Raw genomic sequence first — 13125 nt, forward strand, 5'->3', positions numbered from 1 at the left:
TCTGGCCCCATGTCTGACATCACGTTCGTGCAGCACGACATCACCGCCCGCGTGCCGGAGCTGACGGATCCGACATCCATCATCGAAGTTCCGTTGAGGGTGCGCGTCGATCCGCTCACGGGGCGCACAGCGCGCATCATCACGGGCACGCGACTGGCGCCCGAGACGCGCCCCGACCTGACCGAGCTGACGGCCAAGCCGGCATTCTGCCCGTTCTGCGCCGACCGCATCCAGACCGCGACCGGCACGTTCGACGCATCGATCACCGACGAGGGACGCATCCAGCGCGGCACCGCCGTCGTCGTGCCCAACGTGATGGCGTACTCGGAGTTCTCATCGGTCGGTGTCTACGACACCGCCGAGCACTTCTTCGACCTGCCCGAGCTGACCCCCACACGGGTCGGTGACCTGCTGCAGGCGTTCGTGGCCTACACGACGGGCGTGCACGGGCTGCGGCCCATGTGGTCGTCGGTCAACGCCAACTACCTGCCGCCCAGCGGCAGCTCGCTGATCCACCCGCACGGTCAGTCCGCGCACGACGACGTGGGCACGACCATCCAGCGCGAGCTGGTGCAGCGCTCGGCTGAGTGGCCGGGCGGAGAGTCGTATTGGGATGCTCTCATCCGGCAAGAAGAGGGCGGTGAGCGTTGGATCGGCCGACGTGGACGCGTGGCGGTGCTCACCCCGTGGGCGCCCGTCGGCTTCCATGAAGTGTGGGCCGTGGTGCCTGGCGCGCACGACATCACCGACCTCACCGACGAGGACTGCGCCGACCTCGGCACGGTGATGTCGACGGTGTTCCAGACCTACTACTCGCTGAACCTGACCTCGTTCAACTGGGCGATGTACGGCGGGGGACCGGCTCCGACCGACCGCTACTCGCTGTTGCTGCGCATCGTCAGCCGCTCCAACGTCGACCCGTTCTATCGCAGTGACGTGACGTACTTCGAGCACCTGCACGCCGAATCCATGGTCGACATCTCGCCCGAAGAGATGGCGGGGCGGGTGCGGGAGCGGTTCGCCTGAGGGGCCGCGCGTTTCGACGCGCTGCGCTCGCCAAACGGGCGGGGGCTCGGCGTGACGCAGCCCCTCCCCGATGGGTTCAGGAAGGGGCTGCGTCCTAACTTATGCGGCGGAGGTCAGTCCTCCAGCCCCCGGAACAGATCCTGAGCGGTCGGCAGCGTGCCGTCCACCAGGTTCTCCGTGCTGGCGATGTTCAGCGCGCCCGGGCCGAAGCCGCTCATCGGGCCCGAGACCGGCAGGTGAAGCGTGGTCTGGGCCAGGTCGACCGTGTAGGGGTTGCGGGCGGTGTCGGGCATGATCACACCGTTGTTGCTTCCCGTGATGACCAGGCCCAGATGGTGTCCGGCCGGGACCACGACGTCGTTCGCGGCCAGCTCGACAGTGGCCGTGTGGTCACCGGCGCCGTCCAGACGCACCCAGCCGCGGGCCAGGATCTGCAGGTTGCTGCTCTGCACCCGCTTGGCGACGTCGCGGTAGCAGGCGTCGTCGGTCGCGGTCGCCGCGCCCCAGCAGGACTCGGTGTTCAGTGTCATCGCGCCGTCGCCGCTGGCCGAGACCCGGTCCATCGTGCCGTAGTCGACCAGCATGACCGAGACCTGGCCGACGGGGGCCGAGTGGTTGACCGCAAGGTCGACCGTCGGAGTGCCCGAGATGCGGATCTCGTGCTTCGTGGTGCCGGTCACCCAGAGCAGGCGGTTCGGATTCGCAGTCGCCGCGACTGCGGCCGACTCGGACACTCGACCGGTGTTGATGTAGCTCGCTGTGCCGCTCTCGGCCTTGCCGAGCATCATCGTGCCGTCGCCGTGGAGGCGCAGATCCATCGTGCGCGCTGAGGCGATGGGCCACGTCTTGGACTGCTCCCACTGGTTCGGACCCACCTCGACGCTGACAGCCGGTTCGCGGTCGATGCCGTTCTGCACGTCCATCAGTTCGGAATCGAACCAGCGGTTCAAGGTCTTCACCCACAGAGCGCGCTCGGAGTCGAACGGGTCGACGTGGCCCAGTCGCGTCAGCCACATCTTGCGCTTGACACCGGTCTGGGCGAGGTCCGCCCACCACTTCGAGGCGTTCATGGTCTTGACGTTGTTGTCTTGCAGACCGTGCACGACGAACACGCTGGCGGTGACGTTGCGGGCGTCGTAGAGCGATCCGGAACGGTAGTCGCGATCGGCCCAGAAGTCCGTGTACTGGCCGGTCTCGTCACCGTCGTTCTCGTTCATCCAGGTCAACTGCGCGTTGCAGTCGGTGGGGATGGTGCGGTTGCCGGCGACAGCACGCGAGAGATAGCTCGCGTAGTTGTTGGACTTGACCGCGCCCTGCCACCGGTTGTAGTCGTACCACGAGCTGATCGCGCTGATCGGCACGATGGTCTTCAGTCCCTCTACTCCCGTGGCAGCCACGCCGTTGGCCAGCGTCCCGTCATAGGACTTGCCGATCATGCCGGTCTTGCCGTTGGTCCAGTCGGCATCCACGACGTCACCGCTCGCGTCATAGCCTGCGGCGTTGCCGTTCAGCCACTCGACGACCGCCTTCACCGACTCGATGTCAGACAGGGCGCCCTCGTCGACGCAACCGGTCGAACGGGCAGTTCCGGCCATGTCGACAGCCACGAACGCGTATCCGCGTGGCACGAAGTAGTTGTCGTAGTACAGCGGCATCATGTCGACCGTGCCGTCCGCGCCGTACTCCTTGTGCTCGGCCTCGTTGCCGCGGCCGCTGCTGAGGTAGTACGGGCTCGCGTCCATGATCACGGGCACCTTGGCTGTGCCGTCGAGCTCTCGCGGTCGGACGATGTCGGCCGCGACGCGCTCACGCCGGCCGTCACCGTCGAGGTCGGGCGCATCCACCCACACGGTCTCACGGATCGCGTCGGAGTAGTCGTACAGGGGCTGGGTGATCCCGTCTTTCACCAGGATCGGGGGATTCTCGTCAGTGACAGCGTTCGCGGCACTGCCCGCGGCGCCCAGAGACAGGGGTGCGACAACCACCGCTGACCCGATGAGGGCAAGGAACTTCGTCTTCATCGATGCAACTTTCGTTAGGAGACGGCAATGTCTTCTCTCGGTGCGTGCTGTGTGATGTATCACACTACACAGTGAGTGCGCCCGCGTCACGGTCCTCTTCGACTGCGGGCACCCGACGGCAGTGAGGGTTCAGAGCACCCCGTCGCGCACGTGCGCAGCCGGCACCGGTCGGCCCTGCGCCTCATAGCCGGCGACGACGCCGGCGCGGTCGGCCTCTGAGCGGTTCTGGCTCCACTTGGCCTTCGCGTCGACCTGCTCGACGCGCAGCTCGACGCCGACGATCGCGTGCAGTTGGCCCGCGACGTACTTCTCGGGCGCATCCGTGATGGCCCACGGGTCGGCCCGGTCGGCCTCGTGGCGATCGGTCAGGCGGGTCACGGCATCCCGAAGCCAGTCTGGGTCGTCATGCACCGTGACGGTCCCGCGAAGCTGCACCGCGGAGTAGTTCCACGTCGGCACGACCTTGCCGTGCTCGGCCTTCGCGGCATACCACGACGGCGTGACGTACGCGTCGGGTCCCGAGACCACGATAAGTCCGGGGGCGCCCTCGGCGATGCGCTTCCAGTGCTCGTTGGCGCGGGCGAAGTGTGCGACGACGCGGTCGCCGTCCCACAGCAGCGGCAGGAGCGTGGCATCCGGCACCCCATCCGGCCCGGCGGTGATCAGCAGTCCCACCGAGGCCTGTCGCACGAACGCCCGCGCGGCGTCGAGGTCGTCGATGCGATTGAAGTGAGGCACATACATGAATCGACAGTACTGCCGCTACGGTGAGGGCAGTGGCCGAAGGAGCCGCCCAGGGAGGCCGCCATGCACCGCCGCACCGGTATCGTCGCCGCGCTGGTCGTGGCTGCGGCTTTCGTGACCGGATGCTCGGGCCCGAGCATCCGGTTCACGCAGACCGCGGGCATCCCGACGTGGGCGACGCTCGCCGACACCACGAGTGGCGAGCCGCAGGCGTTCGCCCACGACCACGAGCTTGCGATCGTCACGTGGGGCAGTTCATCGTGCCCGCCCACGCCCACGGCGATCGATCCGGGAGTCGTGCCGGTCATCACGTTCGAGATGACGAAGCACGAGATCTGCACGGCCGACATGGCGCCGACGTCGTTCGTGTTCCCCGCCGCCGAGCTCGGCGGGTCGGTGCCGTCGCGCGTGACGGTGAAGATCGACGTGCACGAGTACGACCTCGCCGTGGCCGGGTGAGACGCGGCGGCCAGCAGCCGCACCGCTAATCTGAACCCGTGAATGCGAGTTTCGTGCTGATCCCGCTGATGGCGGTGCTGGCGCCGCTGGCCTCGCGGGGGATCGGCCGATGGGTGCGCATACCCGTCGTGGTGTTCGAGCTCGTGCTCGGCATCATCGTCGGGCCGTCGGTGCTCGGCTGGGCGCTGCCGGCGGACTTCGTGCACACGCTTTCGCAGTTCGGCCTGGCGATGCTGTTCTTCATCGCCGGAACCGAGATGCAGCTGAGCGTCCTGCGCGGGCGCTCCGGTCGAGGCGCGATCTGGGGATGGCTGATCAGCATCGTCGCCGGTGTGGCGCTGGGCTTCATCGTCGCCCCCGCTGAGGGGGCCGTCATCATCGGCGTCGCACTGGCCTCGACGGCCCTCGGCACTCTGCTGCCGATTCTGCGCGACAGCGGGGATCTGCCGACCCCCTTCGGGCGTGCGGTCAGTGCGCTGGGCGCGGTCGGCGAGTTCGGGCCGCTCGTGGCGATCTCGGTCTTCTTGGGCGGGCGCTCGCCGGGCGCCGCGACGATCGTGCTCGCGCTGTTCGTGCTGATCGCGGCCGGTGCGGTCTGGTACGCGCTGGCGGGTCCGCGCGGCGCGCTGCACCGGTTCGTGAACGCGACCCTGCACACGTCGGGTCAGTTCGCGGTGCGCGTCGTGTTCGTGCTGCTGGCGGCACTGGTCGCCCTGAGCGTCCTGCTCGACATCGACATGCTGCTGGGCGCGTTCACCGCCGGCATCGTGTGGCGGCTGCTGATCCGCCACGCGGACGAGCACGACCGCGAAGAGGTCGAGAGCAAGATCGAGGCCGTCGGGTTCGGCTTCTTGGTGCCGATCTTCTTCATCTACACCGGGGTGACCTTCGATCTGCGTTCGCTGATCGAATCGCCCCTGCTGCTGCTCATGGTGGTGGTGGCGCTGATCGTGCTGCTGATCGTGCGCGGACTTCCGTCGATGCTGGCCTCCCCCGAAGGGTCGGGATGGCGCGACCGCATCGCCGTCGCTCTGATGGGCGCGACAGGTCTGCCGGTCATCGTCGCCGTCACCGCCATCGGCGTGGACAAGGGCATCCTCTCCACCGCCGCGGCCGCGGTGATGGTCGGGGCCGGGATGCTGTCTGTGCTGCTGTTCCCGCTGCTCGCGATCACTGTGCGCGGCGACCAGCTGCCGGCGGGCCTGCCCGCCGACGACGCCGCGTAGGCGCCGCATCCCCTCTCACTCGTCCCTCCGCTCGCCCTCCCTCTGCCCTCCCGGTCGCCCCCTGCCTGCGAGTTGACACAAACGGCCGGAATCCGTCGAAAGATTCCGGCCGTTTGTGTCAACTCACCGACCGCGCGGTGGGGGTGGGACGAGGGGAGGGTGCAGTGTCAGGCTCCGTCGCGTTCGATCACGGCGATGCGGCCGGTGGTGGATGCCACGGCGTTCGCGCCGTCGATCTCCAGGCTCTCGGCGGTCACATCGCTGCGGTCGATCGTCTTCTTCAGCGGGTCTTCGCGCACGAAGCACACCAGCACGGTGCCCACCAGCACGAGCGGCAGGATGTACAGGAAGATCGGCGTCAGCGCGTCGTTGTAGGCGCCCACGATGATGTCGCGGATCGGGCCCGGCAGACCCTTGACCAGCTCGGGCGTCAGGCTGTTGGTTCCGCCGGCGCCTGCGCCCGCTCCGGCCGGCATCCGCTCGGTGAGCAGGTTGATCAGGCGGGCGGTGAAGACGCTGCCCACGATCGCCGAGCCCAGCGACGCGCCGATCTGACGGAAGTAGTTGTTCGTCGCCGTGGCCACTCCCACCTGCGACGCCGGGAACGTGTTCTGCACAACCAGGACGAAGATCTGCATGCAGAGGCCGAGTCCGAGGCCCATGACGCCCAGGAACACGCACATGACCCACACGGGCAGGTCGGGGGTCATCGTGGACAGCAGCACCATGCCGCCTGCGGTCACCAGCGTGCCGGAGATCGGTGCCCACTTGTAGCGGCCGGTGCGGGTGACCAGGGCCCCCGAGACGATCGACGAGAGCAGCACCGTGCCCATCATCGGGATCATCAGCAGACCGGATTGGGTCGCGTTCGCGCCGGTGACCATCTGCAGATAGGTCGGAATGTAGGCGAGCGTTCCGAACATGGCCACGCCGATGGCCAGGCCCGCGCCGGTCATCAGGTTGAAGTTCAGCTTGCGGAACAGGTGCAGCGGCATGACCGGCTCGGGTGCGCGTCGCTCGACGAACACGAACGCGACCGCGGAGATGACTGTTCCGGCGATCAGGCCGATGATCTGCGGAGAATCCCACGCGTAGCCATAGGGCGCGTCGTGTCCGCCCCACGTGCTGATGAGGACGATGCCGGTGGATGCCAGTGCCAGCAGTCCGATGCCGAACACATCGAGGCGCACCTTGTGCTTGGGGGTGGCCGGCAGGTGCAGGAACACAGTGGCGGCGACGATCGCGAGGATGCCGAGCGGGATGTTCATCCACAGGCCCCAGCGCCAGGTGAGATCGTCGGTGAACCAGCCGCCCAGGAGCGGGCCCGCCACGGATGAGATGGCGAACACGCCGCCCATGATGCCCATGTACTTGCCGCGCTCGCGGGCCGGCACCACGTCGGCGATGATCGCTTGAGACAGGATCATCAGGCCGCCGCCACCCAGGCCCTGCACGCCGCGGCCGATGATCAGCCAGGTCATGTCCTGCGCCCAGCCGCCGATGATCGAGCCCACGATGAAGATCGTGATCGCACCGATGAAGATGCCCTTGCGGCCGATCAGGTCGCCGAGCTTGCCGTAGATCGGCAGCATGATCGTCGAGGCGAGGATGTAGATCGTGATGACCCAGCTCATCTCGTTGACCCCGTGCAGGTCGCCGACGATCGTGGGCAAAGCGGTGCTGAAGATGGTCTGGTCCAGCGATGCCAGCAGCATCGTCACCATGAGCCCCGCGAACACCAGCAGGACGTTGCGGGTGTGATGTGGTTCGAGGACCGGGTCTGGTTCAGTGGTGGAGCTCATGAGAGCCTTTCGATGGTTTCGCGGACGAGGGCTGCCGCTCGGGTGTGCAGCAGCGCGAGTGATTGGTCTGTGGACAGGTCGCCGTAGCTCTCGGCGACCGTGATCATCGATGCGCGCAGCGCTGCTCCGCACATCATCAGGACGACTTGGGCGTGCGGGTCGCCGGTGGCGCCGTGGGGCCCGCACGCTGACGCGGTCTGGGCTCGCGCGTGCGGAGCGGTCGCGGCATCCTGGCCCGCGGCATCCTGCCCCTCGCCGTCGCGGGCCATCAGCGCCTGCACACCCTCGGTGAGCGGGTTGAGCATGCGACCCATGTGGCCGAAGTGGCGCCCCAGCAGCTCGGGGTAGCGGTGCAGCACGGCTCGGCGCCGCTCGCGCAGCTCGTGGTCGAGCATCGCGCTGTCGCTGACGCGCACGAGCATCTCGAGCACGTTGTCGATCAGCGGTGCGGCCGGAAGCTCGGCGACGACGGCATCGACGAACTGTCGGGTGTCATCTTCGGTGCGCAGCCCCAGGATCGCGTCTTCCTTGCTGTCGAAGTAGTTGAAGAAAGTGCGGGGCGAGACCTCGGCGCGCTCGCTGACCGCGTCGATCGTCAGGTGCTCGATGCCGTCTTCGGAGACGATCGCGACGGCTGCCGCCTCGAGACGGTGGCGGGTCTGCTGCTTCTTGCGCTCGCGCAGACCGGGGGTGGACGTTTCTTGCACTTCAGAAGTGTGCGCCTCCGTCGAATCATGCGCAAGCGCAAACTTGCATTACTGCATGATTTTCGGCGAATTCATAACCGCGGACGCAGGATGCAGGCGGCACTGTCAGAGACGGCCCGTAGGGTGAGCGGCATGCCCGAGCAGACCGACGCCGATGAGACCTCCATCGATCAGCCCGACGTCGATCGGCCTGACCTCGGTCGGCCTGACGTGGATCGGCCTGACGTCGATCAGCCTGACGTCGATCAGCCTGACGTCGATCGGCCTGACCTCGATCAGCCTGACCTCGATCAGCCCGTGGACATGTCGCCGACCCAGCTGCGCGTCATGCGCGACGAACTCCAGCGCTTTCTGCTGCCGTACCGGTTCGGCCTGCAAGAGGTCGGAACCAAGATCGACATCCTGCGCGACGAGTTCCTCTATCTGCACGATTACAACCCGATCGAGCACGTCTCCAGCCGCGTCAAGACCCCCGACAGCCTCGTCGAGAAGATCGCCCGCAAGGGCGTGGACCCCGACTTCGCAGCGATCCGCGCGCACATCACCGACATCGCCGGAGTGCGCATCACGACGAGCTTCACCGCCGACGCGTACCGTCTGTTCGACCTGCTCACCGCGCAGGACGACATCACCGTTCGCCGCGTGAAGGACTACATCGCGCACCCCAAACCCAACGGGTATAAGAGCCTGCACGCGATCGTGGGTGTGCCGGTGTTCTTGTCGACCGGGCCCGTCGAGGTGCCGGTCGAAGTGCAGTTCCGCACGATCGCCATGGATTTCTGGGCGAGCCTCGAGCACAAGATCTACTACAAGTACGCCAGGCAGGTGCCGCCCGAGCTGCTGGCAGAATTGAAGGATGCCGCTCAGTCGGCCGCCCTGCTCGACGCGCGGATGGAGCGGCTGCACAGAGAACTCCACGGCGGGCAGCGCCAGCTCGAGGCCGGCACCGACGACCGGGTTGTCGTCGTCTGACCGGGGTGTCGTCTGACCGCGGCGTCGTCTGACCGGGGCGGTGCGCTGGGTACGCTTCTGGGGTGGAGCTCGCCGAGATGTGGGATGCCGCCCGCCGGCGTCTGAGCGACGCTCCGCGTGAGCGGCTCGGCGTGCTGATCCAGCCGCGGAGGATTCTGGGCCTCGCCCGCGCGCCGCGCATCGTGCCCCGCGGGTCGGTCTGGCACCTCGGCGTGCTCCTGCTCGGTGCGGGAGATGACGCCGGCGCGGGTGGTGGCGCCGGTGCGGGTGGTGGCGGTGTGGGTGGCGAGTCCGGCGGGCCCGTGTTCGCCACCGGCCAGATCGTGCGGGCACGCGAGGAGGTGCGCCGGGGATTCACCGCCGAGTCGCAGCGCGAGCGCTCGGCCCTGGCGGGGGCGGCCCGGCGCGGCGGCTTCACCGAGGGCGAGATCGTGCACCTCGACTGGCAGCCCATCGACCTCGACGCACTCGCCCGGGGTGAGGCATCCGGCCCGCTGGCAGTGATCGACGGAGTGCCGAGCATCCGCTGGAGCCGGGGCGCCGGCTATGCGCCGCTCGAGCGATATCTGGACGAGCAAGTCGAGCTGCTGCGGCATCCGCCCGCCGGCGCGACCTGACCCGCCGGCCCGCCGTCCTGCGGTCGAAATCATGTGACTTCGGCGGCGACACATCGAACTGACGTGGAAATCATGTGTGCGTGTCGAGTGCATATGATTTCGACGGCGCGGGGCGCGGGTACGCTGGGGCAGTTGGAGAAGGGGATGATGAGCGTAGAGACGTGGCCCGGGTCGGCCTACCCACTGGGGGCGACGTTCGACGGCAACGGCACGAACTTCGCTCTGTTCAGCGAAGGTGCCGAGCGTGTCGAGCTGTGCCTGTTCGACAAGCGCGGAGTAGAGACCCGTGTCGACCTGATCGACGTGGACGCCTATGTGTGGCACGCCTACCTGCCGCGCGTCGCGCCCGGCCAGCGCTACGGCTACCGGGTGCACGGCGTGTACGACCCTGCGGCGGGGACCCGGTTCAACGAGTTCAAGCTGCTGCTGGACCCCTATGCGAAGGCCGTCGACGGCCAGCCCACGTTCGGGCAGCCCCTGTTCTCCTACGATCTGACGGACCCGACGCAGCGCAACGACGATGATTCGGCGTCGTCGATGATGACCTCGGTCGTCATCAACCCGTATTTCGACTGGGACGGCGATCGCGCCCCGCGCACCCCGTACGGGCAGACCGTGATCTACGAAGCGCACGTGAAGGGGCTGACCCAGCAGCATCCCGACGTGCCCGAAGAGATCCGCGGCACCTACAGTGCGATCGCGCACCCGGCGATCATCGCGCACTTGAAGAAGATCGGCGTGACCGCGATCGAGCTCATGCCGGTGCACCAGTTCGTCGCCGATGCCTCGGCCGCGCCGGGGGCTCCCAGCAATTACTGGGGCTACAACACGATCGCATTCCTCGCGCCGCACAACGGCTACGCCTCGAGCACGAAGCGCGGCCAGCAGGTGCAGGAGTTCAAGGCGATGGTGCGCGCCCTGCACGCGGCGGGCATCGAGGTGATCCTCGACGTCGTCTACAACCACACCGCCGAGGGCAACGAGCTCGGCCCCACCCTCAGCATGCGCGGCATCGACAACCACGCGTACTACCGACTCGACGAGAAGGATCCGTCGAAGTACACCGACTACACCGGCACCGGCAACAGCCTGAACGTCAGCCACCCGCACACGCTGCAGCTGATCATGGACTCGCTGCGTTACTGGGTGCTCGAGATGCACGTGGACGGGTTCCGGTTCGACCTCGCCTCGGCGCTGGCACGCGAGTTCTATGAGGTCGATCGCCTGAGCGCGTTCTTCGACATCGTCCAGCAGGACCCGGTGATCTCGCAGGTCAAGCTGATCGCCGAGCCGTGGGACCTGGGTCCCGGCGGCTACCAGGTCGGCAACTTCCCGGCGCTGTGGACCGAGTGGAACGGCCAGTACCGTGACACCGTGCGGGACTTCTGGCGCGGCGAGCCGCAGGCGCTGGGCGAGTTCGCGTCGCGGTTGACCGGGTCCAGCGACCTGTACGCGCACTCGGGGCGTCGGCCCGTGGCATCCGTCAACTTCGTCACGTCGCACGACGGCTTCACGCTGCGCGACCTCGTCTCGTACAACGAGAAGCACAACGAGGCCAACGGCGAGCAGAACCGCGACGGCACCGACGACAACAGGTCGTGGAACAGCGGGGTCGAGGGGCCGACCGACGACCCGCAGATCCTCGCGCTGCGCGCTCGCCAGCAGCGCAACTTCATTGCGACGCTGCTGCTGAGCCAGGGCGTGCCGATGATCTCGCACGGCGACGAGCTCGGGCGCACGCAGCAGGGCAACAACAATGCGTACAACCAGGACGGCCCGCTCACCTGGATCGATTGGGATGCCGCAGACAAGCCGCTGATCGAATTCACCGCCGCACTGTCGAAGCTGCGTCGCGAGCATCCGACCTTCCGGCGCAGTCGGTTCTTCGACGGCAGGCCGGTGGCCCGCGAGGCAGGCGGTCCGGTGCCCGACCTTGCATGGCTGCGGCCGGACGGCACGCTCATGCGCCCCGAAGACTGGGAATCCGGCTTCGGCCGGGCGATCGCGGTGTTCCTCAACGGCGACGGGATCCACGGCCGCGATGCGCGCGGGCGCGAGATCACCGACCGACATTTCATCGTGCTGTTCAACGCCGGAGATTCCCCTGAGCAGTTCACCGTGCCGCAGGTGCAGTACAGCCCGGACTGGGACGTGGTGGTCGAGACCGGGGCCGCCATCGACGGCGACGGGCCCATTGCGCCCGGTCACATCGTCACTCTCGAGCCGAAGGCGCTCGCCGTGCTCGGTGCGCATATCGAGAGCGCCGCGCGCGCGGACCACTCCGTGGCGGCGTCGCTGTCGGCCACCGGCAGCGTGCGCACAGTCTCGGGGCACAAGCGCGCCCGCAAGAAGTAGCGGCCGGGCCGCGGCATCCCGCCCCCTCACGGACCCCGTGTATCAGACGCCGTGGTTTCGCACTCTGCACAACGTGAGGACAATGGTCGACATGACGCTGAGCGACTCCGCCGAACCGGCAGATCAGCACGACGAGGCGACTCCGCGGTGGGAACGAGCGGGGGAGCTCTTCGCCGCGTGGCGCGACGGCGACGCCCACGCGATGGACGAGCTGGTGCGCCTGATGACGCCGCCGCTGTGGCACATGGCGCGCGCCTACCGACTCGACAGCGCACTGGCCGAGGACGTCGTGCAGACCACCTGGCTGACGCTGCTGCGGCGCCACGAGGCGATCGACGACCCGCGCGCGGTGTCGGGATGGCTCGGCACGACCGCTCGTCGTGAGGCATGGCGTGTGCTGCGCGCCCACCGACGGGTCGATGCCACCGAGGCCGACAGGCTCGAACGGCATCTGGGTGCGCAGGAATCCGCCGAGGACGAAGCCGAACGCGGGCTGGCCGCCCAGCGGCTGTGGGCGGCGGTGACCGAGCTGACCGAGCGGTGCCAGCGCCTGCTGCGCATCGTCGCGTTCGACGAGCGTCCCGACTACGCGCGCATCGCGCACGACCTGTCGATGCCCGTCGGCTCGATCGGACCCACGCGGCAGCGGTGCCTCGCAAAACTGCGAGCGCTGCTCGGCGACGACACGCAGGCGGTGACCCATGATGCATGAGGACCGGACTCCCGACGAGGCTGCGGCCGACGACGAACTGCTCACTCGACTGCGCGCGGTGTGGGTGCATCGCGATCCCGTGCCCAGCGGGCTTGTGGATCGCATGGTCGCCGCCGCTGCGGCATCCGACATCGCCCGCGAATACGCGCTGCTGACGCTTGTCGAGGGGACTCTGGAGGCCGTGCGGTCCGACACCGATGCTCTGACGCTGCAGTTCAGCGACGGCCGCACGACGGTGCTGCTGCATGTCACCGAGTGCGACGACGGGCACCGCCGCATCGACGGCTGGGTGGATGCCACGGCCCTGTCGGTCACGTTGGAGCAGGCAGGCGTCGAGCGCCAGATGGAGTCCGGCGACCAGGCACGGTTCGCGTTCGATGACGTGCGGCCCGGCCTGTCGCGGATCCTGCTGACGGTGCGGGACATCGACGGCAGTGTCAGCGGGTTCCAGACCCCGCGCTTCGAGGTCTGAGCGGGCAGGTTC

Annotated in this window: 12 protein-coding genes; 8 read left to right on the plus strand and 4 right to left on the minus strand. The window is 67.9% G+C overall.

Annotated features, from left to right (window positions below; translation table 11 throughout):
- Positions 1–9 precede the first annotated feature (9 nt).
- Positions 10–1026: a hypothetical protein gene (locus tag QU603_RS01855; RefSeq protein WP_308492808.1), complete on the plus strand. Its 1017-nt coding sequence runs from the start codon at positions 10–12 to the stop codon at positions 1024–1026.
- Positions 1027–1139: 113 nt separating this feature from the next.
- On the opposite strand, the gene QU603_RS01860 is transcribed toward QU603_RS01855, so the two are convergent.
- Both QU603_RS01860 and QU603_RS01865 read right to left on the minus strand, forming a co-directional pair.
- The gene (locus tag QU603_RS01860) at positions 1140–3047 is read right to left on the minus strand and encodes a CocE/NonD family hydrolase (protein WP_308492809.1); all 1908 of its coding nucleotides are present in this window, start codon (positions 3045–3047) and stop codon (positions 1140–1142) included.
- Positions 3048–3176: 129 nt separating this feature from the next.
- A complete protein-coding gene (locus QU603_RS01865; protein ID WP_308492810.1) occupies positions 3177–3791 on the minus strand; it encodes an FMN-binding negative transcriptional regulator in 615 nt (204 codons plus the stop codon).
- A 63-nt stretch (positions 3792–3854) separates the two neighbouring features.
- Here QU603_RS01865 and QU603_RS01870 point away from each other — a divergent pair, with 63 nt between their 5' ends.
- The gene (locus QU603_RS01870) at positions 3855–4250 is read left to right on the plus strand and encodes a hypothetical protein (RefSeq protein WP_308492811.1); all 396 of its coding nucleotides are present in this window, start codon (positions 3855–3857) and stop codon (positions 4248–4250) included.
- Between the two features lie 38 nt (positions 4251–4288).
- The gene (locus QU603_RS01875; protein ID WP_308492812.1) at positions 4289–5476 is read left to right on the plus strand and encodes a cation:proton antiporter; all 1188 of its coding nucleotides are present in this window, start codon (positions 4289–4291) and stop codon (positions 5474–5476) included.
- A gap of 167 nt (positions 5477–5643) precedes the next feature.
- Here the strand turns inward: QU603_RS01875 and QU603_RS01880 are convergent, their stop codons facing one another.
- Together QU603_RS01880 and QU603_RS01885 are read right to left on the minus strand one after the other, a co-directional pair.
- On the minus strand, positions 5644–7278 hold the full coding sequence (locus tag QU603_RS01880) for an MDR family MFS transporter (protein ID WP_308492813.1): 1635 nt from the start codon (positions 7276–7278) through the stop codon (positions 5644–5646).
- Positions 7275–7985, minus strand: coding sequence for a TetR/AcrR family transcriptional regulator (locus QU603_RS01885; protein WP_308492814.1), 711 nt, complete (start codon positions 7983–7985; stop codon positions 7275–7277). Before QU603_RS01885 ends, QU603_RS01880 begins: the two co-directional genes overlap by 4 nt.
- A gap of 303 nt (positions 7986–8288) precedes the next feature.
- On the opposite strand from QU603_RS01885, the gene QU603_RS01890 reads away from it, so the two are divergent.
- The 5 genes from QU603_RS01890 (at position 8289) to QU603_RS01910 (ending at position 13113) form a co-directional block, all read left to right on the plus strand.
- Positions 8289–8957, plus strand: coding sequence for a GTP pyrophosphokinase (locus QU603_RS01890; protein ID WP_308493911.1), 669 nt, complete (start codon positions 8289–8291; stop codon positions 8955–8957).
- Between the two features lie 62 nt (positions 8958–9019).
- On the plus strand, positions 9020–9574 hold the full coding sequence (locus QU603_RS01895) for a glutaminase (RefSeq protein WP_308492815.1): 555 nt from the start codon (positions 9020–9022) through the stop codon (positions 9572–9574).
- 147 nt (positions 9575–9721) lie between these two features.
- A complete protein-coding gene (gene glgX, locus QU603_RS01900) occupies positions 9722–11929 on the plus strand; it encodes a glycogen debranching protein GlgX (protein ID WP_308492816.1) in 2208 nt (735 codons plus the stop codon).
- A gap of 91 nt (positions 11930–12020) precedes the next feature.
- Positions 12021–12641, plus strand: a complete 621-nt coding sequence (locus QU603_RS01905) for an RNA polymerase sigma factor (protein ID WP_308492817.1) — start codon at positions 12021–12023, stop codon at positions 12639–12641.
- Positions 12631–13113 carry a hypothetical protein gene (locus QU603_RS01910; protein WP_308492818.1) on the plus strand — a complete coding sequence of 161 codons (483 nt, stop codon included), beginning with the start codon at positions 12631–12633 and terminating at the stop codon, positions 13111–13113. The genes QU603_RS01905 and QU603_RS01910 overlap by 11 nt, the downstream gene beginning before the upstream one ends.
- The last annotated feature ends 12 nt before the right edge of the window (positions 13114–13125 follow it).

The sequence above is a fragment of the Microbacterium terrisoli genome, assembly GCF_030866805.1.
GTDB lineage: Bacteria > Actinomycetota > Actinomycetes > Actinomycetales > Microbacteriaceae > Microbacterium > Microbacterium terrisoli.

Bases quoted from the DNA above. Each gene is read 5' to 3' on its own strand.
- QU603_RS01905 (WP_308492817.1), top strand. From the start codon at position 12,021: ATGACGCTGAGCGACTCCGCCGAACCGGCAGATCAGCACGACGAGGCG.
- QU603_RS01910 (WP_308492818.1), top strand. From the start codon at position 12,631: ATGATGCATGAGGACCGGACTCCCGACGAGGCTGCGGCCGACGACGAA.
- QU603_RS01890 (WP_308493911.1), top strand. From the start codon at position 8,289: ATGTCGCCGACCCAGCTGCGCGTCATGCGCGACGAACTCCAGCGCTTT.
- QU603_RS01870 (WP_308492811.1), top strand. From the start codon at position 3,855: ATGCACCGCCGCACCGGTATCGTCGCCGCGCTGGTCGTGGCTGCGGCT.
- QU603_RS01855 (WP_308492808.1), top strand. From the start codon at position 10: ATGTCTGACATCACGTTCGTGCAGCACGACATCACCGCCCGCGTGCCG.
- glgX (WP_308492816.1), top strand. From the start codon at position 9,722: ATGAGCGTAGAGACGTGGCCCGGGTCGGCCTACCCACTGGGGGCGACG.
- QU603_RS01865 (WP_308492810.1), bottom strand. From the start codon at position 3,791: ATGTATGTGCCTCACTTCAATCGCATCGACGACCTCGACGCCGCGCGG.
- QU603_RS01860 (WP_308492809.1), bottom strand. From the start codon at position 3,047: ATGAAGACGAAGTTCCTTGCCCTCATCGGGTCAGCGGTGGTTGTCGCA.
- QU603_RS01880 (WP_308492813.1), bottom strand. From the start codon at position 7,278: ATGAGCTCCACCACTGAACCAGACCCGGTCCTCGAACCACATCACACC.